General features: G+C 61.4%; 18 protein-coding genes and 1 other RNA gene. 13 read left to right on the top strand and 6 right to left on the bottom strand.

Annotation, left to right across the window (positions count from 1 at the left end):
* Window positions 1–6: 6 nt before the first annotated feature.
* The 3 genes from ACINK1_RS06765 (at window position 7) to ACINK1_RS06755 (ending at window position 2,730) form a co-directional block, all read left to right on the top strand.
* On the top strand, window positions 7–195 hold the full coding sequence (locus ACINK1_RS06765) for a DUF2065 domain-containing protein (protein ID WP_376801375.1): 189 nt from the start codon (window positions 7–9) through the stop codon (window positions 193–195).
* Window positions 196–340: 145 nt separating this feature from the next.
* Window positions 341–1,864 carry a DegQ family serine endoprotease gene (locus ACINK1_RS06760; RefSeq protein ID WP_376801376.1) on the top strand — a complete coding sequence of 508 codons (1,524 nt, stop codon included), beginning with the start codon at window positions 341–343 and terminating at the stop codon, window positions 1,862–1,864.
* A complete protein-coding gene (locus ACINK1_RS06755; protein ID WP_376801377.1) occupies window positions 1,861–2,730 on the top strand; it encodes a VOC family protein in 870 nt (289 codons plus the stop codon). Before ACINK1_RS06760 ends, ACINK1_RS06755 begins: the two co-directional genes overlap by 4 nt.
* A 7-nt stretch (window positions 2,731–2,737) precedes the next feature.
* On the opposite strand, the gene ACINK1_RS06750 is transcribed toward ACINK1_RS06755, so the two are convergent.
* Complete coding sequence (locus ACINK1_RS06750; protein WP_376801378.1) at window positions 2,738–3,532, bottom strand: thymidylate synthase; 795 nt, start codon at window positions 3,530–3,532, stop codon at window positions 2,738–2,740.
* Window positions 3,533–3,620: 88 nt separating this feature from the next.
* Window positions 3,621–4,076: a YHS domain-containing (seleno)protein gene (locus tag ACINK1_RS06745; RefSeq protein ID WP_376801379.1), complete on the bottom strand. Its 456-nt coding sequence runs from the start codon at window positions 4,074–4,076 to the stop codon at window positions 3,621–3,623.
* A 177-nt stretch (window positions 4,077–4,253) separates the two neighbouring features.
* On the opposite strand from ACINK1_RS06745, the gene ssrA reads away from it, so the two are divergent.
* From ssrA to ACINK1_RS06720, 5 genes are all read left to right on the top strand, one after another.
* Window positions 4,254–4,617, top strand: a transfer-messenger RNA (tmRNA) gene (gene ssrA / locus ACINK1_RS06740).
* A 131-nt stretch (window positions 4,618–4,748) separates the two neighbouring features.
* Window positions 4,749–5,360, top strand: a complete 612-nt coding sequence (locus ACINK1_RS06735) for an SspB family protein (RefSeq protein WP_376801380.1) — start codon at window positions 4,749–4,751, stop codon at window positions 5,358–5,360.
* A gap of 99 nt (window positions 5,361–5,459) precedes the next feature.
* Window positions 5,460–6,851 carry a class II fumarate hydratase gene (gene fumC / locus ACINK1_RS06730; protein ID WP_376801381.1) on the top strand — a complete coding sequence of 464 codons (1,392 nt, stop codon included), beginning with the start codon at window positions 5,460–5,462 and terminating at the stop codon, window positions 6,849–6,851.
* 9 nt (window positions 6,852–6,860) lie between these two features.
* Window positions 6,861–7,058: a DUF4169 family protein gene (locus tag ACINK1_RS06725; protein ID WP_376801382.1), complete on the top strand. Its 198-nt coding sequence runs from the start codon at window positions 6,861–6,863 to the stop codon at window positions 7,056–7,058.
* Window positions 7,055–7,285 carry a ribbon-helix-helix domain-containing protein gene (locus ACINK1_RS06720; protein WP_376801383.1) on the top strand — a complete coding sequence of 77 codons (231 nt, stop codon included), beginning with the start codon at window positions 7,055–7,057 and terminating at the stop codon, window positions 7,283–7,285. Before ACINK1_RS06725 ends, ACINK1_RS06720 begins: the two co-directional genes overlap by 4 nt.
* On the opposite strand, the gene ACINK1_RS06715 is transcribed toward ACINK1_RS06720, so the two are convergent.
* Together ACINK1_RS06715 and ACINK1_RS06710 are read right to left on the bottom strand one after the other, a co-directional pair.
* Window positions 7,282–10,950 carry an AsmA family protein gene (locus ACINK1_RS06715; RefSeq protein WP_376801384.1) on the bottom strand — a complete coding sequence of 1,223 codons (3,669 nt, stop codon included), beginning with the start codon at window positions 10,948–10,950 and terminating at the stop codon, window positions 7,282–7,284. The two genes, ACINK1_RS06720 and ACINK1_RS06715, sit on opposite strands and share 4 nt — an antisense overlap.
* A gap of 21 nt (window positions 10,951–10,971) precedes the next feature.
* Window positions 10,972–12,390 (bottom strand): FAD-binding oxidoreductase, encoded by a 1,419-nt coding sequence (locus ACINK1_RS06710; RefSeq protein WP_376801385.1) that lies wholly within the window; start codon window positions 12,388–12,390, stop codon window positions 10,972–10,974.
* Between the two features lie 141 nt (window positions 12,391–12,531).
* Between ACINK1_RS06710 and ACINK1_RS06705 the strand changes: the two genes are divergently transcribed.
* The 3 genes from ACINK1_RS06705 (at window position 12,532) to ACINK1_RS06695 (ending at window position 16,382) form a co-directional block, all read left to right on the top strand.
* A complete protein-coding gene (locus ACINK1_RS06705; RefSeq protein ID WP_376802970.1) occupies window positions 12,532–12,981 on the top strand; it encodes a thioesterase family protein in 450 nt (149 codons plus the stop codon).
* A 110-nt stretch (window positions 12,982–13,091) separates the two neighbouring features.
* Window positions 13,092–15,461, top strand: a complete 2,370-nt coding sequence (locus tag ACINK1_RS06700; protein WP_376801387.1) for an ATP-dependent helicase — start codon at window positions 13,092–13,094, stop codon at window positions 15,459–15,461.
* A gap of 9 nt (window positions 15,462–15,470) precedes the next feature.
* A complete protein-coding gene (locus tag ACINK1_RS06695; protein ID WP_376801388.1) occupies window positions 15,471–16,382 on the top strand; it encodes a 50S ribosomal protein L11 methyltransferase in 912 nt (303 codons plus the stop codon).
* A 7-nt stretch (window positions 16,383–16,389) separates the two neighbouring features.
* On the opposite strand, the gene ACINK1_RS06690 is transcribed toward ACINK1_RS06695, so the two are convergent.
* Complete coding sequence (locus ACINK1_RS06690; protein ID WP_376801389.1) at window positions 16,390–16,611, bottom strand: hypothetical protein; 222 nt, start codon at window positions 16,609–16,611, stop codon at window positions 16,390–16,392.
* A 264-nt stretch (window positions 16,612–16,875) separates the two neighbouring features.
* Between ACINK1_RS06690 and ACINK1_RS06685 the strand changes: the two genes are divergently transcribed.
* Both ACINK1_RS06685 and ACINK1_RS06680 read left to right on the top strand, forming a co-directional pair.
* Entirely contained in the window at window positions 16,876–18,690 is a 1,815-nt protein-coding gene (locus ACINK1_RS06685) for an aminopeptidase P family protein (RefSeq protein WP_376801390.1), read from the top strand.
* On the top strand, window positions 18,687–19,871 hold the full coding sequence (locus tag ACINK1_RS06680; RefSeq protein WP_376801391.1) for a multidrug effflux MFS transporter: 1,185 nt from the start codon (window positions 18,687–18,689) through the stop codon (window positions 19,869–19,871). The genes ACINK1_RS06685 and ACINK1_RS06680 overlap by 4 nt, the downstream gene beginning before the upstream one ends.
* Here the strand turns inward: ACINK1_RS06680 and ligA are convergent.
* Complete coding sequence (gene ligA / locus ACINK1_RS06675; protein ID WP_376801392.1) at window positions 19,863–21,947, bottom strand: NAD-dependent DNA ligase LigA; 2,085 nt, start codon at window positions 21,945–21,947, stop codon at window positions 19,863–19,865. The genes ACINK1_RS06680 and ligA overlap by 9 nt on opposite strands.
* Window positions 21,948–21,952 lie beyond the last annotated feature (5 nt).

Here is a 21,952-nt window from a genome sequence, read left to right as displayed (position 1 = left end):
TGAGCCATGCTGCAATATTTTGCGACGGCGCTGGGGCTGGTACTGGTGATTGAAGGCGTGATTTATGCCCTCTTCGCTCCGCAGATGAAGCGCCAGGTCGTCCGGATTCTCGAAACGCCCGACGAGGCGTTGCGAATCATTGGCCTGCTGACAGCCTTGCTCGGACTGTTTATCGTCTGGCAAATACTCGGATAGGTAATGTCGGGTGCATGAGCCGGCAGCCGTGGTGACTGAGTAACGCCAGGGGCCGCCACCTTTTGACCAACAAGACGTGATGCAAACGCATCGAAATTTCAGCTATTCTCTGCCTCGTGAGCGAGGCCTTGATCAGGAGCGTGCGATGATATCGAAGTTTGGACTGCTGAGCCGCAAACGGGCTGGCCGTTTTGCGTTGCTCGCCATGGCAGCGCTGCTCGCCGCCCCCACGCTGTGGTTACCAGCTCATGCCCAGCGCGCGCGCACTGCCGATTTTGCTGATCTTGTCGACGACACCATCGACACGGTCGTCAATATTTCGACCAGCGCCCGCGTCGAGGCCAATCGCTCCTCACCAACGCCGCAATTGCCACCCGGCGTCCCTGGTCAGGAACTGCTGGAAGAATTCTTCAATCGCCGTTTCGGCGATCAGGACGGGCAGCGTCGAGGCGGTGGCGGTCAAAACGAGCAGCGCCGTGTCGCCTCGCAAGGGTCGGGCTTCGTGATCGATTCCTCGGGCATCATCGTCACCAACAACCACGTGATTGATGGCGCGGATGAAATCAACGCGATATTTCATGACGGCAAACGCCTGAAGGCAACTGTTCTTGGCCGCGACCCGCGCCTCGATATCGCTGTTTTGAAGGTGGAGCCGACCTCGCCGCTCAAGGCAACCCGCTTTGGCGATTCGGACAAGGCGCGCGTGGGTGAATGGGTGATGGCCATTGGCAACCCGCTGGGATTCGGCGGCACGGTAACGGCCGGCATTCTGTCGGCGCGTAATCGTGACATCAATTCCGGCCCTTACGATTCCTATTTGCAGACCGACGCACCGATCAATCGCGGCAATTCCGGTGGACCGCTGTTCAACACCAATGGCGAAGTGATCGGCATCAACACCGCCATTGTCTCGCCAAGCGGCGGTTCGATCGGTATCGGCTTTGCCATTCCCGCCAATCTCGCCATGCCTGTTGTCCAGCAATTGCGCGAATTCGGCGAGACGCGGCGCGGCTGGATCGGCGTGCGCCTGCAGGCCATCACGGATGAACTGGCAACCGATCTTGGTATCGGCAAGGCGCGTGGCGCGCTGGTGGCGGGCCTCACCAAGGACGGCCCGGCCGCCAAGGCAGGCCTTAAGACCGGCGACGTGATCATCCGCTTCAACGGGCGCGATGTCGCCGAGATGCGGGAATTGCCGACCATTGTCGCTGGAACGCCCAATGGCACGACGGTTCCAATTGTTGTCATTCGCACCGGCAAGGAAACACCGCTCGACATTACCGTTGGTCGCCTTGAGGAGAACGATCCCGACCGCAAGGACAAGCCCGTGACCGGCGACAAGACCCCGCCGCCTGCCGACGTCGGCCGCAGCATTCTGGGCATGTCCCTGTCAGGGATCACGCAGGAATTGCGCAAGCGCTACCGCATCAATGACGAGCTCAAGGGTGTCGTCATCACCAAGGTTGATGGCGGTTCGCCGGCAGCCGAACGCGGGCTGCAAGCGGGCCTCGTCGTCACGGAAGTGGGACAGGAAACAGTCTCTTCCGCCGCTGACGTCCAGAAACGCCTCGACGCGCTTCGTGGTCAGGGGCGCAAGACCGCTCTCTTCCTCGTCGCCAACGCGCAGGGCGAACTGCGCTTCGTCACCCTCAATATCGAGAGCAAGTGAGCGCGTTCACCAACGCCAGTTTCGGCATCGACCATCCGCTGCTGACCGTTGCCGATCTCGATATCGCAGCCAAGCGCCTCGCGGCGCTCGGCTTTGTTGTCACCCCGCTCGGGCGCCATCCCTGGGGCACGCATAACCGTCTGGCATTGTTTGCCGGCGGCCTTCTCGAGCTGATGACGATTGGCGATTCTGCCGCCGTCGACGATGGAACAGTCGATCATTTTCTGTTTGGCCGCCCCGTGCGCGCCGCCCTCGCCGAGAGCGAGGGGATTGCCATGGTAGCCCTTCATTCAACCGACCTTGAACGCGACATCGCCGCAGCTCATGTGCCGATGACCGGGATCATCGATTTCCGCCGCCCGCTCACCCTGCCCGATGGCAGCCATGATGAAGCGATCGTCAAGCTCGCCATGCTGAGCGACGCTGCCCACCCCCGCCTGTCGCATTTTCTCTGTCAGCAGATGAAGCGCGGCCTTGTCGAGGTGCCGGAATGGCGCCGCCATCCCAATGGGGCCGAGCGGCTTTTTGGTCTGACTTATCTTGATAACGACGCTGGCGATGCGGCCATCCGTTGTGCCGCCTTATGGGGCAAGCCGGATGATCAGCGGCGCTATGCAAGTGCTGGCGGGCATGTGCATGTCATCACTGCAGACGAGGCTGCCGCGCAGTTTCCCGGCCTGTCTCTGTCTCCGTCCCAACGCAAACGTCGCCCTGCGGCGATCGCTGTGACCGTGCTTGTCGGCGATCTCGCGCTGGCGCGTCACCACATCCTGGCAGCAGTGCCCGGTACGCATGATCTCGGCCACCGCCTGCTGGTGCCAGCTGATTATCTCGCCGACACCATCTTCGAATTCGTCGCGCCGTGAAACCCGGCTAAACAGCTACCGGCGCCTTGATATGCGGATGCGGCTCGTAATTCGCCAGCCGGACATGCTCAAAGCGGAAGGCAAAAACATCCTTCACATCCGGGTCAAGTACGAGCTGCGGCAGGGGGCGCGGCGCGCGCGATAATTGCAGATGCGCCTGTTCGAGATGATTGGAATAAAGATGCACATCGCCGAAGCTGTGGACGAAATCGCCTGGCTTCAGCCCGCATACCTGCGCCACCATCACCGTCAGCAGGGCATAGGAAGCGATGTTGAAGGGGACGCCGAGAAAGACATCGGCCGAGCGCTGGTAGAGCTGGCAGGAAAGCCTGCCATCCGCCACGTAGAACTGAAAGAGGCAATGACACGGCGCCAGCGCCATCGCCGGAATATCCGCAGGGTTCCAGGCACTGACGATGAGGCGGCGCGAATCGGGGTTGGTCTTGATATCGTGGATCACCGTTGAAATCTGATCTAGCGTTCCGCCATCGCGCAGCGGCCATGAGCGCCATTGCTGCCCGTAGACCGGGCCAAGCTCCCCCGCTTCATCGGCCCATTCATCCCAGATTCTCACGCCGTTCTCACGCAGATAGGCAACATTGGTGTCGCCGGCGAGAAACCACAACAGTTCATGCACAATGGATTTGAGGTGGAGTTTCTTTGTGGTGACGAGAGGAAAGCCTTCCGTCAGATCAAAACGCATCTGATGGCCAAACACCGACAGCGTGCCCGTGCCGGTGCGATCAGCCTTGCTGACGCCCTCGCGCAGGATGCGCTCCATCAACTCATGGTATTGACGCATGATGATTCTCCCCGGCTGACAGAACTAGCCGAGGAGGCATGGCCGGGCAAACGGCAGAAACAGCGTCGCCCCCGCCTTCCACCGCTTGTTATTGCGGCTTTGATGCCAGGGTCGGCCAGTTGCGGTCAGCACTGGAAACCTCGCCAGGAATGTTCTTTTCCCAGATTTTTTTGATGCTCTGATCATAGTTGAGATAGAGCTTGCCATCGACGATCTTCCACGCCTGCGGATCACCGGACGCCTTGTAGTTGCGGGCTGCCGCATAGGCGCAATGGCCGCCATATTGCGGCTCGTATTTCTGCGGATCGGCAATGAAGAGCGCGCGGTTCGCCTCACTTGCGAAGCGCCACTCGCTATCCTTGTAATTATGGGTGAATACGGGGCTGCCTTTCACCGGCTTGCCGGCGTTGAAATAGGCAACAACATCATAACCGCCTACCGCTACGCCCTTGAGAATACCCGTGTAAATTGACACGTCTTTGGCGATGGCCGGGCTAAAGGCGATAAAGCTGGCGGCAATGAAAAGGCGGCGCGTGAACAACATGGAGTCTCCCCTGAAAAGCACCGACATCGTTGCATCGTTGACACGATGGTGCCAATCAATCCCGATCACAAACCCGGGACATCAGCGTCATACACCGCCAGCCGATCAGCGCTGGACGCCTTGCCTGTAGAGCCTTACCGCCAGGCGCGAACGGCCCTTCGTGACAAGTTTGATTGCGGCCTTCAAATCTTCCACTTTCATGCGTATAGTGCAAATGCCGGCGCAAGTCGGCTATGGCGATAAATGAACGGTGTAATAAGCCTATCGGACCCGGGGGCGGTACCCGGCGCCTCCACCCAAGCGCATGGCCAGGACCGGCAATGGGCTTCGGCGGGGGCGAAACAGGATCGACGAGGGTGTAAAGATCGCTTTTTTGCTCGGCATGGTTCCGCCGTCATCGGGCCAAACATGTAGTTGCGAATGACAACTATGCTCCGGTTGCTCAGGCCGCGTGACGCGGTTTGATCTTCCAGTATTGAAGTCCTGAGGGGTAGCACTTTCAGGCGGGGTCCGAGGGCACCTGGCAACAGAAGCCCTCACTTTCGCTCTTCTTTTTTATATCAGCTACGATCTGGTCGGTTTTTCATAAGCTGCTTCCCTTTCATCGGTTGCACAAGCCAACGAGAGCGCGCACACTCCAATTTTAACGAATCCGCTGCCGAGATCACCATTTTGTCCGCAGACCAAATCCGCTACGATCTGCTCACGCAGGACGCCATGCGCCAGATGGTTCGCCACGTCATGAGCGGCGTGGCGCGTGATGGAAAACTGCCAGGCGACCATCATTTTTTTATCACCTTCCTCACCAAATACCGTGGCGTGCGGCTGAGTCCGCGTCTGCGCGAGCAATATCCCGAAGAAATGACCATCATTCTGCAACATCAGTTCGGTAATTTGCAGGTCAACCCTACCGGGTTCGAAGTGTCGTTGCATTTTTCCGGCACACCCGAACGCCTGACGGTCCCCTTCGACGCTATCACCCAGTTTTTTGACCCTTCGGTCAATTTTGCGCTGAAATTTGAAGTGATGACGGGCGATGCTGCCGAGAACGAGACCGCGCCAACAAGCGGAAAGCCGGAGTTTTCGACCGTACCGCTCGCCCCTAAAAGCGAGCAGCGTACGAAGCGCCCGGGCAATCCCAAAGGCGCGGGCAGCGAGCCGCCGACCTTGCCGGCGCGGGACGGTGCGAAATCAAGCGACACGAGAACCGATAACGCAAAGCCGGCAGTGAGCGAGAACAAGAGCGCTGACGTCGTCAGCCTCGATAATTTCCGTAAGAAGTAATCCGCGCCTTGCACCCGCTGACGCTGCACCTCCTTTGATGTTAGGCTGTCTGAGCACGCCGACAGGCGTTCCCTGCTTAATCACAACCATGAGCGGATGATGACAAAAACGCGCACTGAAACCGACACCTTTGGCCCGATCGAGGTTGAAACCGACAAATACTGGGGCGCGCAATCGCAGCGCTCGATTGGCAATTTCAAGATCGGCTGGGAGAAGCAGCCCGCATCGATTATCCGGGCGCTGGGCATCATCAAGCAGTCTGCTGCGGTGACCAATATGAACCTCAAGCGCCTCGACCCGGCGATTGGCGAGATCATCGTCAAGGCGGCTCAGGAGGTGATCGACAGCAAGCTTGATGCGCATTTTCCGCTGGTCGTCTGGCAGACAGGTTCAGGCACCCAGTCGAACATGAATGCCAACGAGGTGATCTCCAACCGCGCCATCGAGATGCTGGGCGGGGTGATGGGCTCAAAAAAGCCCGTCCACCCCAATGACCACGTCAATATGAGCCAGTCGTCGAACGATACCTATCCCACCGCCATGCATATCGCCGCCGGCGAAGAGGTGGTGAAACATCTGTTGCCCGCCCTCAAGCATCTGCATCAAGCGCTCGCTGCCAAGGCCGATGCCTGGCGCGATATTATCAAGATCGGCCGCACCCACACACAGGACGCGACCCCGCTGACCCTTGGTCAGGAATTTTCTGGCTACGCCCAGCAGATCGAGAACGGGATCAAGCGTATCGAGATCACACTGCCGATGCTGATGGAGCTGGCGCAGGGTGGCACAGCCGTCGGCACAGGCCTTAACGCCCCCATCGGCTTTGCCGAAGGGGTGGCAGCTGAAATAGCCCGGCGCACCGGCCTGCCCTTCACCTCTGCGCCCAACAAATTCGAGGCGCTCGCCGCCCATGACGCGATGGTGATGACGCATGGCGCCATCAACACGGTAGCCGCCTCATTGTTCAAGATCGCCAACGATATCCGCTTTCTCGGATCGGGGCCGCGCGCTGGCCTGGGCGAGCTGGCGTTGCCGGAAAACGAGCCCGGCTCGTCCATCATGCCAGGCAAGGTCAACCCGACCCAGTGCGAGGCCATGACCATGGTGTGCGCCCACATCTTCGGCAACAATGCCGCGCTCACCTTCGCCGGCAGCCAGGGCCATTTCGAACTCAACGTGTTCAACCCGGTGATGGCCTATAATTTCCTGCAATCGGTGAAACTGATGGCCGATGCCGCAATCTCGTTTACCGATCATTGCGTGGCAGGCATCGAGCCGCGCCGCGACAACATCCAGAAGGGCGTCGATAATTCGCTGATGCTGGTGACCGCGCTCAATGCCCGCCTCGGCTACGACAATTGCGCCAAGATCGCCAAGACGGCGCATAAGAACGGCACGACGTTGCGCCACGAAGCCGTCAGCGGCGGCTATCTGAGCGATGAGGAATTCACCGCCCTCGTCAGACCAGAAAAAATGGTGAGCCCGGGCTGAGGTGCAGCGATGTCCGAGATTGTCAATTTGCGACGCGCTCGCAAGGCCAAAGCGCGAAGCGACAAGGAACAAATGGCGGCGCAGAACCGTGCGTTATTCGGACAGAGCAAGGCAGACAGGGTTCGCCGCGACAACGAGCGCCAGCGAGCCGAGCTGGCGCTTGACGGCGCCCGGCGCGATGGCAACGAGCCCGATGGCAGGTCATGAGCGAGGGCATCGCCAAACGCTCGATCACCATCCGCGGTCATCGCACCTCGATTTCACTCGAAGATGGATTCTGGCATGAATTGCGCGCCATTGCGGCTGAGCGCCGGATGACTTTGACCGCGCTCATCACCGCCATCGATGAGCAGCGACGGCACGCCAACCTGTCATCGGCATTGCGCCTTGCCGTCCTTGATCATTTGCGAACCAGGACAGCCGTAACCGGTTAGGGGCCGACCTGCGGCGCTGTAGGAATAACCACAGGCGGCGGCAGCGGCGCGAGCTTTGCGCCTGCGGCAGGAAGATCACCGGCTTGAGCGGGAGGCAGGCCGCGCAATGTCCCCTCGATGAGATCACGCAGGCGCGGATTGACGGTCGCCGGCGCCGGTCTTGCCGCCGGTTGCCGGGGGCGGGGAGCCGATGGCGCGGCGGCTGGCACAGGCCCGCGAACTGCCGCATCCGGCGCGATGACGGGCGGGTCAGCGGGGATCGGCGCCGCGCGTGCCTTCTGCAGGCGCTCTTTTTCCTTCTCTTCGATATCGCGAAGACGCGCTTCCCGCTCGTCAATCTGGCGCTGCAGCGTTTCCAGCCGGGCGAGTTCACCCTCGAAGCGTCGCAAATTGAGATAATCTCCAAGCGCCCGCACATCAAGACGTCGCCTTGGCGAGGCGAGCGGCCCGGTAAAATGAACAGACAGGCGTGGGCCCGGCGCTCCGATATCGGCAGCCTTCCCATCCATGTCGATATCGGCAAGTAGCGACAGGCGTGACACATCGGCTGCGGCGTTGATCTTGACGGCACTGTCTGCGCCTGCGAGCGCGATATTCGCCGCCCGCAGCACGCCATTGTGAAGGATAAGCGGCGTTTCAAGAACGCGGAACATCAGGTCACCGCTGTCAAGCCCCGCCTGCACGAGTGGCAAGAGGCGCGGCAAATCGGGCGCCGTCGCAGCACCCGCGGCAGCAATGACCGGTGCGAAAGCTGCTGCCGACAGATGGGTGAAGTGGCCGTTGGAGACGACGAGCCTGCCGCCGCCCTCCAGCGTGGCAATCAGCTGCGCCGGCGTGCGCCCGCTTCCTTCAAACGTCAATCCGAGGTCGACACCGCCCGCAGCAACCGGCCTCGCACCGTCTTTCCACACGATGTCTTCAAGTTTGCCGCTTTCAAGCGCGATCCGCCCGGCAATCTTGAGCTTCGTGGTGTCGCGCTGCAAAACGAGATTGCCGGTCAGCTTGCCGCCGGCAATTTCTCCGGTGATATCGTCGATGCCGATCCCGTCTTCGAGAAATTTGACAACAAATTGCGGGTTGCGAACAGCGAGCGGCCACCCCTCGCTTGCCTGCCCTTCAACGGCAATCTGTCCGGCAAGCCCCGTCACCGGCGATCGCACGAAGTCCTGCACCGGCCACGGCTCGCCCGATCCGTGACCCGCCGTGCCGGTGGCAAACGCCAGTAATCCGTCAATGGGAAGGGATTTGGCACGCAACCGTCCCGAGACAAGCGGTATGGGACCCAGACGAACAGAGATATCACCCGCCACCGGAATGTCGCCGAGAGCGCCATCAAGATCAGCAAGCCGCAGGGAGGATTGATCAAGCAGCAACCGCCCCTTGAACACAGCCGACATGTCATCATCGATATGGGATGGTACGAGCCCAAGCGACAACAACAGCGGATTGACGTCGGAGGCTGATACCGCAAACGCCAGCCCCTGACCCATCGTCGTCAGATCCCCCAGCGCGACACGCCCCGCCAGCGCTGCCTTGCTGCCGGCAAGCTCGGCGTTGACCGACACCACACCAATCCCCTCTTGATCGGACTTGATGTCAAATGACAGGTGCGCCGGGGCTGGCGCCAGGCTGTTGCCGGACCAGACACCCAATTGCTGGAGGAGGCGCGGCGTGCTGGCGTTACTGAGTTCACCCTCCGCCGCCTGAAGCGCCGGCACACCGGTCGCGGCGACAACAAATCGGGCGCTGCTGCGCACGAGCGATCCGCCAATATCGCCATCAACGCCAGCCGACAGCTGCCCATCGGTATTTTCCAACAGGAGCTTGACGGCGAGCGGCGCCAGGGCATCCGCCCGGCTCCGCAGCGCCTCGAGCACGGCGATGGGCGGAAGGATGCTCGCCAGCGCGTCAAGCGCCGGCCTCAGCCGCTCCCCAGACACCGACAGGCGCAGCGTCCCGTCATTAGCGAGGCTGACCAACCCGTCCCCCTCGACGGCAAGGCCGTTGAGAGCGCCGATTTTGATACGCTCAAACGACAGATTACCGGCCTGACGTCTCACCCCGACATCAATATCAGCGACATCGAGGAGGCCATGGCGCAATCGCTTTGCCTTGAATTTGACAATCGCATCGCTTGCAGCGACTGACGATAAACGGCTCATAAAGGGCGTCAGAAATGCGGCGACGGGTGCCAGATCGACCTCCTCGGCCATACCCTCGACGGTCAGTTGAGGCACAACATCCTGCCACTGGTAATCCGCCCGTCCCGACACGTCCGCTCCCGGCACGCCAAAGCGCATCTGGTCGAGCGTCAGCCTGTGGGGAGACAGCCCATAATGGGCCCGCAGGGCAAGCGCGCCGCTGCCACCGGCAGTGCGCTCGCCTTGCGCCCGGAAAAATTCGCCACCGCTCCACGCAGCCAGCAGCGATGGCGCCGCCGCCGTCACATCAATCATGCCGGTGACCGCCATACCGCCGGCGCCCGGCTCGAATGCCGCCGAAAGCTTCAACGCCGTCTGCCCCGGCAACTTGCCGCGAAGCTCGCTTAGCCGCCATTTGCCATCGCGCAGATCGACGGCGGCATGAACATCCTGGACCAGCCCGCCGGCGAGCGACAGCGATCCGGAATCAAAGGTTCCGCGAAGATAGAGCTCCGGCGGCAGCGCCAATGCCGAAGGCAGCGCCACCAGCCTCTCGAAGATCGTCACCACCGAGGCTGGAGATTGCGCACTGACACCGGCCAGGCGATCAACATCGATCTGGCGCGCGCTGAGCACCGCGTCGGCGCGCATATCCTCGCCAAGCGTTATATTAACGACGCCATTAAGCGCGATCACCCGGTCATCGCCCGCCGGCACGACATGGATGTCCTTGGCAACGAATGTCTCGGTTCCCGCATCCACATTGGCTTCAACCCGCCAACCTGCCTGACGCGCAGCAGCATCGCTGGCGCCAACGCCAGCGAGCTTCAGCGCTCCGGAAAACGATGGCCGCCCGTCCTGATGGCGAAACAGCGCATCGAGATCGAAGGCGATCGGCCGCTCGCTTGGAACCACCGACACCTTGGCGCGGATGCCGTCAACATCCCCTCGTCCGGTCTGGACGGATATCTGCATCGCGCTGCCTTCAAAACGCGCCATTCCGTCCGCGCGCCACGGGCCGGCAAGACTTGATGCCGATGCGCGCAGCGCCATATTGTCAACGAACAGACGGGTGCCGCGCTCCTCCTGATCAATCGTGATTTCGCCCTCGCTGACGACAAGGCTTTCAATCGACAATTCCGGCAAGTCACCGGTCGGCGGCCCGGCGGTAAAGCGACCTCGCCGGTCGAGCGACAGCCACAGGCGTGGATTGTCCAGACGCACTTCGCTGGCCTCCCAGCGACCGCGCAGCAGTGGCCCTGTCGCCAGCTCGACCTCAAGATGGGCAATCCGCATCTGCGCGCCCGTCTTGCCGATGGTGACGTTGCCAAGCCGCACCAGCGGAACCGGCAACAGCGACAGGTCGATGTCACCACCGATGGTCACCGGCTGCTTCAGCGCCTGCGTCAGGCGTTCTTCGATGGTTGCGCGATAGCTGCCCCAGTCGATGACGTAGGGAAGCCCGGCAGCGCACAAGAGCGCGAGAACCAGAAGGCCGGCACATAAAGTCAGCACTCGTCCCATGCGTCAGCCAGTCCTCCCTCGTCAGGCGAGCGCCAGCTTGCCAGGGTTCATCAGGTGCAGCGGATCGATGGCCTGCTTGATCGAGCGCATCAGCGCGACCATGTGCGGTCCATGTTCGGCTTCGAGATATTTGGCCTTTCCCTGGCCGATGCCATGCTCACCCGTACACGTACCATCCATCGTGATCGCCCGCATGTTGAGCCGCGACACAAAGTCCTGGGCCCGCCTGACCTCGTTGTGATCATTCATATCGACCAGAACCAGCACATGGAAATTACCATCACCGACATGGCCAACCATCGGCGCAACGAGGTTCGAGCGTTCCAGATCATCCACCGTTTCGGCCACGAAGTCTGCCAGAACCGAGAGCGGCAGGCAGACATCCGTCGACACGCCCTGCGCGCCGGGCCGCAATTGCAGGGCTGCCCAGTAGGCATCATGGCGCGCCTGCCACAGCTTCGTGCGCTCCTCCGCCTTGGTTGCCCATTGGAAGGCCCCGCCACCATGCTCAGCGGCGATCTCGGCAAACATCTCGGCCTGTTCCTTGACGCTGGCCGTACTGCCGTGAAACTCGAGAAAGAGATGAGGCAGCTCGGGCAGAGTGAGCTTTGAATAATGATTGGAGGCCTTCACCTGCAAGGCATCGAGCAGTTCGATGCGTGCCACCGGCAGGCCCATCTGGATAGTGGCGATCGTCACATCGCAGGCCGCCTTGACGGAGGGAAACGAACATACGCCAGCCGACATCGCCTCGGGGATACCATACAGCTTGAGCGTGATCTCGGTGATGAGGCCGAGCGTTCCCTCGGAGCCGACAAAAAGGCGGGTGATATCGTATCCTGCCGATGTTTTCTTGACGCGCCGGCTCGTCGTCATGATCGCGCCATCCGCTGTCACGACTTTCAACGCCAGCACGTTTTCGCGCATCGTCCCATAGCGCACCGCATTCGTGCCCGAGGCGCGCGTTGATGCCATCCCGCCAATCGAGGCGTCCGCGCCCGGATCGATAGGAAAGAAGAGGCCGGTATCGCGGATGGTCTCGTTGAGCTGCTTGCGGGTGACGCCAGGCTCGACCACGCAGTCAAGATCTTCAGGATGAACCGCAAGAACCCGATTCATCTGGCTGAAATCAACTGAAATACCACCAAGAGGCGCGTTCACATGGCCCTCTAGCGACGTGCCCGTTCCAAACGGGATGATCGGCACGCGGTGGGCGGCGCAGACCCGCACGATCTCCTGCACTTCGTCGCTCGAGCGCACGAACGCGACCGCATCGGGAAGTTGCGGGGCAATCCACGTCGTCGTGTGCGAATGCTGGCGGCGGATATCTTCGCCGCGCTGGAGACGATCGCCAAAACGCTGGGTCAAAACACCAATAACGGTCTCCACCGCCTGCCGTGACGGGGGGCTGGCAATCGACGGCGTTGCGGTATCGGCCATGACGTTGTTCCTCGACACTCTTGCTAATCTCGCTTTGTGGCGGAAAGCTAACAGAGGCGCCCGCCGGGAGCAAAGTTTCTGCGCCGCATGGGGAGACAGCAGCACGTGAGCGACACCGCCTACCCTTTCCGCTCATCGACGATGACCGTCGAGCCTGCATGGATCGACTATAACGGCCATCTCAACATGGCCTATTATAATGTTCTCTTCGACCGCGCCATCGACGAGGCGGCGATTGATCTGGGGCTGGGGCCGGCCTATCTGGCTGAGGCGCAAGCCAGTTTCTATACAGCCGAAGCGCATATCCGCTATCTGCACGAAATTCACGCGCAGGATGAGGTATTTTGTCTCACACGCCTGATCGGCGCTGACGAAAAGCGCCTGCACTGGTGGCAGGAATTATGGCGCCATGGCGATCATACCCTGTCAGCGACGTCCGAACAGATCGCCCTTCACGTCGATATGGCAGCAAAAAGAGTAACCCCCTTTCCCGGCCACATCCTTGAACGCATCGTCCTCTGGCGTACAAGCGACGCACTTCTGCCGCAGCCTGATGGTGCTGGCAGGCGCGTGAGCCTCAAACGACAATAGGGCGACCACGCTTATCGTGCCCGCATCCGCCATTATTTTGCTAATGTCGGGCGTTGAAGATTCGCCACAAGGCAGCGTTATGCCCATCGCGCCTTCCGGACATGAGGATCATGGCCCAGTTCTCCCGCCTGCCTGCTGAAGCCGCTCCGGCACCGCGCCCCGGCGGCATTGCCGCGCGGGCGCAGGGTCTTGGCGCCGGGATCGACTGGGTTGAGAGGCTGAACCCCGAGCAGCGGGCTGCCGTTGAGGCGACCGAGGGCGCGGTTCTTGTTCTGGCGGGCGCTGGCACCGGCAAGACGCGCGTGCTGACCACCCGGATCGCCTACCTGCTGGCCACGCACAAGGCCTACCCGCGTGAAATCCTCTCCGTCACCTTCACCAACAAGGCGGCGCGCGAGATGCACCACCGCATCGGCTCCCTCATCGGCCAGTCGGTCGAGGGGATGCCATGGCTAGGCACCTTTCACTCCATCGGCCGCAAGATCCTCATCCGTCATGCCGAGGCGGCGGGACTGAAGTCGAATTTCACCGTGCTTGACACTGACGACCAGCTACGGCTCCTCAAGCAGCTCATTCAGGCCGAGGGGCTCGACGACAAGCGCTGGACCGCCCGCCAGCTTGCCGGATTGATCGATGGCTGGAAAAATCGTGGCCTGTCGCCTGACGAAGCAAACCCTGCCGATGGCGCTTATTTCGGCAATGGCCGTGGACTGAAACTCTATAGCGCCTATCAGGAGCGGCTGAAAACCCTCAACGCGGCCGATTTCGGCGATCTGCTGCTGGAGCCGATCCGCATCCTGCGCAAGGCGCCCGATCTGCTGGCCGATTACCGTCAGCGTTTCAAATACATTCTCGTCGACGAGTATCAGGACACCAATGTCGCGCAATATCTGTGGCTGCGGCTGCTGGCCGGCGAGCGCGGAAATATCTGCTGCGTTGGTGATGATGATCAGTCGATTTACGGCTGGCGTGGCGCCGAGGTCGATAATATTCTGCGCTTTGAACGTGATTTTCCTGGCGCCACCGTCATCCGCCTTGAACGCAATTACCGCTCAACCGGTCACATTCTGGCAACTGCCGCCCATCTCATCGCCCATAATGAGGGAAGGCTCGGCAAAACCCTTTTTGCCGACAGCGCGGAAGACGGCGACAAGCCGACCGTAACCTCAGCCTGGGACAGCGAGGAGGAGGCGCGCCTTGTCGGAGAGACTATCGAGAATTTCCAGCGCGAACGCCACAGCCTGAACGAGATCGCCATTCTGGTGCGCATCTCCGCCCAGATGCGCGCCTTCGAAGAGCGCTTCGTGTCCATCGGGCTGCCCTATCGCGTCATCGGCGGCCCACGCTTTTATGAGCGCGCTGAAATCCGCGACGCGCTCGCCTATCTGCGCCTGGCCGCCAACCCGTCGGATGATCTGGCCTTCGAGCGCATCGTCAACGTCCCCAAGCGCGGTCTTGGTGATGCCAGCCTCAAGATGATGCATGTCATCGCCCGCTCGCGGGCTGTGCCGCTGATGCAGGCAGCGCGCGCGCTTTCAGAAAGCGAGGAGATGAAGGCAAAGCCCCGGGCAGCCCTTGCCGGTATCGTCTCTCATTTCGCGCGCTGGCACAGCCTTGTCGACACGTCACGGGCGGCTGAACTCGCCGAAATCATCCTTGATGAATCGGGCTATAGCGAGATGTGGCGCAATGAGCGCTCGGCTGACGCACAGGGGCGCCTTGAAAACCTCAAAGAGCTGGTGCGGGCGCTCGGCGAATTCGACAGCCTGGCGGCCTTCCTGGAGCATGTGTCGCTCGTCATGGACGCTGACCGCCGCGACAGTGACGAGGCGGTATCCATCATGACGCTCCACGCCGCCAAGGGTCTTGAATTCGATACCGTTTTCCTGCCGGGCTGGGAGGAGGGCCTGTTTCCAAGCCAGCGGGCGCTTGATGAAAACGGGCGCGCCGGCCTTGAGGAGGAACGACGTCTGGCCTATGTCGGCCTGACCCGCGCCAAGAAACGGGCGCGCATTCATTTTGCCCAGAACCGCATGATCCACGGCCTGTGGTCGAGCACGCTTCCTTCGCGTTTCCTCGACGAACTGCCCGACGACCATGTCGAGGTCATCGAGGCTCCGAGCGCCTATGGCTATAGCGCCCGCAATTCCTATGGAGCATCACGCTTCGAGGGGCGGCATGATCCCTTCTCGGGCGTTTATTCGACGCCTGGATGGCAGCGTGCGGTCGCCAACAAGGCACGACTTGCTGAGAGCAACGCAGGAATGACCGGTGGGCAGCGCCCGCAGGCACGGATGATTGATGGCGAGATCATCGCCCGCTCCAGTGGCGATGCGTCAGCCTTCCAGCCGGGCGACCGTGTCTTCCACGACAAGTTCGGTTATGGCGATATCACCGCGCTTGAAGGCAACAAGGCAACCGTGCTCTTCGACAAAGCGGGCGAAAAACGCGTGCTCGACAGCTTCCTGAAAGCTGCCTAAATCCTGCCGATGACCACCGTCCTGTGCACCACTCTCACCAACGAAGCGCTTGCCACCCGTCTCGCCGACGGGCTGATGGATGGCGAACACCACCTGCCCCTGAGCGCTGCCGGCGCTTTTGAAGCCGAACCGCCCCTGTGGCGTTTCGAGGCCTGGTTCACTGAAGCCCCTGACCTTGGCGATTTCACCATGACGGGGCGGCGTCTTCTGGGGCCGGATTTCGATCAGCTCCGCTTTGATTTCAAGCAGGTCGACGATGCCGACTGGGTGGCGATCGCACTTGAAGACCTGCCGCCGGTTCGCGCTGGACGGTTTGTGGTCCACGGCGAACATGATCGCCACAAATTGCGCCCCAACGAGATCGGTCTGGAAATCGAGGCAAGCCTGGCCTTCGGCACCGGCCATCACCCGACGACGCTCGGCTGTCTGCTGGCAATCGACCATTGGCTGAAACAGCAGCGACGGCGCAAGGGTGCGCGCATCAAGACGGCTTCTCGCAGGATGCTCGATGTCGGAACCGGCACCGGCGTGCTGGCGCTAGCCTTTGCCAAGGCTGCAAAAGCCGATGCGATTGCGGGCGATCTTGACCGCGAGGCAGTGCGCATTGCCGGCGAGAACGCAGTAAAGGCCGGCATGGCCTGGCGCGTCGGCGTCGTTGAGGCGGCAGGCACCGCCCACCCGCTCATCCGCTTCAACGGCCCCTATCCCCTCATTGTAGCCAACATCCTCGCCAGCCCGCTGATGCGCCTGGCGCCCGCCCTTCACAATGCCAATGAACGTGGGGGAACGCTCATCCTGTCAGGGCTGCTCGCCTGGCAGGCGCGGCCGGTTGCCGCGCGCTACCAGGCGCAGGGGTATCGCCTGGCCTGTCGCCGGATCATCGGCGACTGGGCGACACTTGTGCTTGTCAGACAGGATTGATCGGCGATCACGCCTTCAGGCGTTCGAAGATGGAGGCTCGGGTCAGTCCGAGCTGAGCGAGTTCCAGGTCTGTTTTGCGCGCAAAATAGGCCATGGCATGTAGACGCCCGCTCGTTTCGAAGGCGGCGATGAGCGCGCGCACGAAAGCGGGAAGCGGCTTGTCGGTTACGTCCGGCTTCGTCGAATTAACAGAAAAACGATCAAAAACATTGATAGTAGAGCTGGTCATCTCTGTTCTCCTTTCAAGAAAACGTCGATTCCCTCCAAATTTTCTTGTTGCACTGCAATATAGACAAACTGCCATCGGCGCTAGGACCCTGGCGAATGGGCAGGCCTGCGTCTGTGGCATGGAACGCAAAGGGTTTGTTCATATTTGATCACGGCGCCCTGCCGGATATGGCTGAGAAGCCCCCGTCTGCGTGCGCGCCTGCCATGCTGGATTGACCGCAATCGCCGCTTCCCTCACCCGCCTAGTCCGCTCTATGGTCATGGCATGTTCCAAACCTTCGATGTTCTGTCCTCTCCTCAAGATGGGCCGCCACGTCTGGCCAGGCTGCGAGCTGAGCTGAAGCGTCGCAAGCTGAGCGGCTTCATCATTCCGCGCGCTGACGAGTACCAGAACGAATACATCCCCGCGTCCAGCGACCGGTTGCGCTGGCTCACCGGTTTTACCGGCTCTGCCGGGACGGCCATTGTGATGGCTGAGAGCGCCGCTTTGGTAACCGATGGCCGTTACGTGCTTCAGGCATCCCGCCAGGTCGATCAGGCAAGTTTCGAGGTCGTGCATTCCGCCGATGTGACGCTTGAGGCGTGGATTGGCAAACACCTGCCCAAAAAGGGCATTCTCGGCATTGATCCCTGGCTTCACACCGCCAATCAGATCGCATTGCTGAAGAAGGTGGTTGAAGAGGCCGGCGGACGGCTTGAAAAGCTGGCGAGCAACCCCCTCGATGCCATCTGGCAGGACAGACCGGCCCCGCCGCAGGCAAAAATCATGCTTCACCCGCTGTCTCTTGCCGGAGAGGATGTGGGCCACAAGCTCGCCCGTGTCCGCGACGCGCTTGGATTGCTCAACGCCAGCCATTGCGTCCTCACCCAGACCGATGCCATCGCCTGGCTGTTCAATATCCGCGGCGGCGATGTCGCTCACGCGCCCTTGCCGCTCGCCTTCGCGCTGCTCCCGCGCAAAGGAAAGGTTCAGCTCTTCATCGATCCGCAGAAGCTTGACGTCGATGTCCGCAAGGCCTTGAAACCGACGACGGAGCTGTTCCCGCCTGCGGCGTTTGCCGACAAACTCGCGCAGCTGGCACAAGGGAGCACCGGCATCCTCGTTGATCCCGCGAGCGCCGCCGCCGCCATTGCCGACATCATCAGCGATGCGGGCGGGAAGCTGATTGCGGCTGCCGACCCTGTTCATCCGATGAAAGCGCCGAAAAACAGCGCCGAACTGGCAGGAACCCGCGCCGCCCATCGTCGCGACGGCACGGCACTGGTCCATTTCCTGCACTGGTTCGACCAGGAGGCGCCGAAAGGCAAGATCGACGAGATCGCCGCTGCAATCGCGCTCGAGAAATTCCGCGCCGCGAGCGGCGAATTGCGTGACATCTCCTTCCCGACGATTGCCGGCGCCGGCCCTAACGGGGCGATCATTCATTATCGCCCGACTGTCGAAACCAACCGCCTGCTTGATCGCGATTCCCTCTTTCTCGTTGATTCAGGTGGCCAGTATCAGGATGGCACCACCGACGTCACCCGAACTCTTGCCGTCGGCACGCCCTCATCCGAAATGCGCAGGCGCTATACGCTGGTTCTGAAAGGGATGATCGCCATCTCGCGCGCGGTCTTTCCCGCCGGCACCAGCGGCACGCATCTTGATGCGCTGGCGCGCCAGTTCCTGTGGCGCGAGGGCCTTGATTACGATCACGGGACCGGTCACGGCGTCGGCAGCTACCTGTCAGTGCATGAGGGCCCGCAGCGCATATCGAAGGCGCCATCTGCGGTCCTGGAGCCCGGCATGATCATTTCCAACGAGCCCGGATTCTACAAGCCGGGTGCCTATGGCATTCGCCTGGAAAATCTCCTGGTAGTGACGCCGCTGGAGGTCCCCACCGATGGCGAGCGGGCGATGATGGGCTTTGAAACGTTGACGCTCGCGCCCTTCGACCGCCACTGCATCGATGCCCGCCTGCTCGATATCGAGGAGCGCGCCTGGCTGGATGCCTACCATGCCCGCGTGCTGCGTGAGATCGGCCCGACATTATCCGTCACATTGCGCAACTGGCTGGCAAAGGCGTGCTGCCGCTTATGAGCACGCCCGCTGTGCCTCTCACCTCCACGCGCGCCGGGATTCTCTTTGTCCTGGTGCTGATTTCAACCATCGGCCCGCTGTCGCTCAATATTGCCATGCCGGTGCTGCCGACGATCCAGAAAGCCTTCGCGGTCTCGCGCGAAAGCGCGACCTCGGTCCTGTCACTGTTCCTCCTCGGCATGGCGGCAGCGCAGCTCATTCTGGGTCCGCTGGCCGATCGCCTTGGCCGGCGCCCTGTCCTGCTGATTGGCCTGGCGCTTTATGTCGTGGCAAGCGCGCTTGCAGCCTTCGCCACCTCGATTGAACAATTGCTGGCAGCAAGAATCCTGCAGGCATTGGGCGCAACCGTCGGCCTGCCGCTTGCCCGCACCATCGTCCGCGATCTTTACGATCGTAACGAAGCAGCCAGCATGATCGGCTACATCACCATGGTGATGGTGATCGCGCCGATGATGTCGCCCTATCTTGGCGCGGTCGCCTCCGAGCGCTTCGGCTGGCAGGCCATCTTCGTCATCTGCGTCGCGCTTGGTATTGCGGCGCTGATCATCGTTTGGGCGCTGCTGCCGGAAACACGACCGGCCTCACTGGACACCACCACCAGCCGCGATGTCATCGTACGCTCGCTGACGCTGCTGAAAATGCCGTCCTTTCTCGCCGCCTGCGGCACAGGCGCTTGCGCCTCGGCCATCTTCTTTGCCTTTCAGGGCGGAGCGCCCTATCTCGTGATCAACGTCATGGGCATGACCGAGACAAGCTACGCGCTGTGGTTCATGACGATTGCGCTTGGCTATATGATGGGTAATTTCATATCGGGTCGTTATTCGCGCCGCTTTGGCATCGAGCGTATGATCCTTGCCGGCAATATGCTCGGGGTCGCTGGCGCGCTCATCGCGGTTGCGCTCGCATTCGTGCCGGTGATGCACCCCTTGGCCCTCTTCCTTCCCATGACGCTGGTATCGTTCTCGAATGGTCTCGTCATTCCAAACGCGATCACGGCAGCCCTGAGCGTTGAGCCCAAGGCGGCAGGCGCAGCCTCGGGGCTTGCCGGTGCGCTGCAATTCGGCCTGTCGGCGCTGGCAAGCTATCTGGTTGGCGCCATCAACGCGGAAACGGCGCTGCCGCTGGCCTTGTCGATGACATTTATCGCCATCATGGGCCTGGTACTTCACCGCCTATCCTGACAAACCCGCATGATCCTTGACGACATTGAGCCATCCTGCTTCGTCAAGGATGGCGATGCCGAGATCCTGCGCCTTTTTCAGTTTTGATCCGGCGCCAGGTCCTGCCACGACCAGCGTCGTCTTCTTCGACACGCTGTCGGTCACCTTCGCCCCCAGGCGCTCGGCCTTGGCCCTTGCTTCATCGCGGCTGAAGGCGACCAGCTCGCCGGTGAAGACAATCACCTGCCCGGCAAGCGGTGCGCCATCAACACTTGCCGGCTTCTGCGCCTCCGCGACATCAACGACGCGCAGCAAATCATCGACCATGAGGATATTCGCCGGCTGGTGGAAGAATGCCGATATCGCTTCCGCAACAATTGGCCCGATGCCATCAATCTGCGACAGGCTTGCCACCGCATGCTCTGCCATGGCAGCCGCGCGAAACGCAGCGAAGCTGCCGAAATGGCGCGCGACAACTTTCGCTGTCGTCTCGCCCACATGGCGTATGCCGAGCGCATAGAGAAAACGTTCAAAGGCGATCTCGCGCCTGGCCTCGATCGCGGCAAACAGATTGCGCACCGAGAGATCCCCAAGCCCCTCCTCTTCGCGCAGCGGCGAGACGCTTGCCGCGTCCCGCGCCGAAAGGGTGAAAATCTCCGCAGGCGTCGTCACCCGCCCGTCGGCAAAAAAGCGCTCGATCAACTTGTCGCCGAAGCCTTCGATGTCGAAGGCCCGCCGCGAACAGAAATGCTTCAGGTGCTCCACGCGCTGAAAGGGGCAGGCCAACTCGCCGCTGCAGCGCTTGATCGCCCCGCTGCCACCACTGCCGACAGCCTCGCGGACGATGGCGGTCTTGAGCGGACAAGGGCAGGTCTCGGGGAACGCGAAAGGCACTGAATCAGCAGGCCGGCGCGCGAGGTCGACGGAGACGATCTGGGGAATGACATCGCCCGCCCGCTGGATCACAACCGTATCGCCGATGCGTACATCCTTGCGCTTGATTTCGTCTTCATTGTGGAGCGTGGCGTTGGCAACAACGACGCCGCCGACCGTGACCGGTTCAAGCTTGGCAACGGGCGTCAGCGCGCCCGTGCGCCCGACCTGGATATCAATGGCGCGCAGAATGGTTGCTGCCTTCTCGGCTGAAAATTTGTGCGCGATCGCCCAGCGCGGGCTGCGCGAGACAAAGCCAAGCTGACGCTGCAACGCCAGATCATCAACCTTGTAGACGACGCCGTCGATATCATAGCCAAGCCGCGCCCGGTCGCGCTCGATGGCGCGGTAGACGTCAAGCATCTCGTCCCGGCTCGCGCAGCGGCGCATGAGCGGATTAATCGCAAATCCCCAGCTGGCAAATGCCTGCACGACATCAAACTGGGTGTCGCCGGGCAGGCTTCCATGATCGCCCCAGCTATAGGCAAAGAAACTGAGAGGCCGGGCGGCGGTGATGGCGGGATCAAGCTGACGGAGCGAGCCAGCAGCGGCGTTGCGCGGATTGGCAAAAATCTTGTCGCCTTTTTCGCCCTGCTGCTGGTTGAGGGCGGCAAAATCGGCGTGTCGCATGTAGATTTCGCCGCGCACCTCGATGACATCGGGATAATTGCCCGCAAGCATCGCCGGCACGGTTGCAATCGTTGCAACATTGGCCGTGACATTTTCACCTTCAGCCCCATCACCGCGCGTCGCGGCAACCACCAGCCGTCCCTTCTCATAGCGCAAGCTGCATGACAACCCGTCGATCTTGGGCTCGGCCGTCATGTTAAGCGGCAGATCAGCCGGCATGTCGAGGAAGCGGCGGATACGCGCCAGGAAATCGTCGACATCACTCTCGTCAAACGCATTATCAAGAGAGAGCATCGCCACACGATGGCGGACCTTGCCGAATTTGGCAGAAGGGGCAGCCCCGACGCGCCGCGACAGCGACGCCGCCGTCACCAGCGCCGGAAAACGTGCCTCGATGGCCAGATAGCGCTGCTTCAGCGCGTCATACTCACCGTCGGAAATTTCCGGCGCATCATCCTCGAAATAGCGCGTGTCATGCCCTCTCAACACGCCTTCGAGGCGGGCATGTTCGCTGACCGCTTCACTTTCCGTCATGTCCT

The sequence above is a fragment of the Raskinella chloraquaticus (SeqCode) genome (assembly GCF_021731865.1).
Lineage (GTDB): Bacteria > Pseudomonadota > Alphaproteobacteria > Rhizobiales > UBA4765 > Raskinella > Raskinella chloraquaticus.
The sequence above is the reverse complement of the archived record's forward strand: the minus strand, read 5'-3'. Positions and strand labels throughout refer to the sequence as shown.

What these genes read in the sequence shown, in the direction of transcription:
- ACINK1_RS06725 (WP_376801382.1), top strand. Translation starts at nt 6,861, where the DNA reads ATGTCCGAGATTGTCAATTTGCGACGCGCTCGCAAGGCCAAAGCGCGA.
- ACINK1_RS06710 (WP_376801385.1), bottom strand. Translation starts at nt 12,390, where the DNA reads ATGGCCGATACCGCAACGCCGTCGATTGCCAGCCCCCCGTCACGGCAG.
- ACINK1_RS06700 (WP_376801387.1), top strand. Translation starts at nt 13,092, where the DNA reads ATGGCCCAGTTCTCCCGCCTGCCTGCTGAAGCCGCTCCGGCACCGCGC.
- ACINK1_RS06745 (WP_376801379.1), bottom strand. Translation starts at nt 4,076, where the DNA reads ATGTTGTTCACGCGCCGCCTTTTCATTGCCGCCAGCTTTATCGCCTTT.
- ACINK1_RS06690 (WP_376801389.1), bottom strand. Translation starts at nt 16,611, where the DNA reads ATGACCAGCTCTACTATCAATGTTTTTGATCGTTTTTCTGTTAATTCG.
- fumC (WP_376801381.1), top strand. Translation starts at nt 5,460, where the DNA reads ATGACAAAAACGCGCACTGAAACCGACACCTTTGGCCCGATCGAGGTT.
- ligA (WP_376801392.1), bottom strand. Translation starts at nt 21,947, where the DNA reads ATGACGGAAAGTGAAGCGGTCAGCGAACATGCCCGCCTCGAAGGCGTG.
- ACINK1_RS06765 (WP_376801375.1), top strand. Translation starts at nt 7, where the DNA reads ATGCTGCAATATTTTGCGACGGCGCTGGGGCTGGTACTGGTGATTGAA.
- ACINK1_RS06750 (WP_376801378.1), bottom strand. Translation starts at nt 3,532, where the DNA reads ATGCGTCAATACCATGAGTTGATGGAGCGCATCCTGCGCGAGGGCGTC.
- ACINK1_RS06705 (WP_376802970.1), top strand. Translation starts at nt 12,532, where the DNA reads ATGACCGTCGAGCCTGCATGGATCGACTATAACGGCCATCTCAACATG.
- ACINK1_RS06720 (WP_376801383.1), top strand. Translation starts at nt 7,055, where the DNA reads ATGAGCGAGGGCATCGCCAAACGCTCGATCACCATCCGCGGTCATCGC.
- ACINK1_RS06680 (WP_376801391.1), top strand. Translation starts at nt 18,687, where the DNA reads ATGAGCACGCCCGCTGTGCCTCTCACCTCCACGCGCGCCGGGATTCTC.
- ACINK1_RS06715 (WP_376801384.1), bottom strand. Translation starts at nt 10,950, where the DNA reads ATGGGACGAGTGCTGACTTTATGTGCCGGCCTTCTGGTTCTCGCGCTC.
- ACINK1_RS06685 (WP_376801390.1), top strand. Translation starts at nt 16,876, where the DNA reads ATGTTCCAAACCTTCGATGTTCTGTCCTCTCCTCAAGATGGGCCGCCA.
- ACINK1_RS06695 (WP_376801388.1), top strand. Translation starts at nt 15,471, where the DNA reads ATGACCACCGTCCTGTGCACCACTCTCACCAACGAAGCGCTTGCCACC.
- ACINK1_RS06760 (WP_376801376.1), top strand. Translation starts at nt 341, where the DNA reads ATGATATCGAAGTTTGGACTGCTGAGCCGCAAACGGGCTGGCCGTTTT.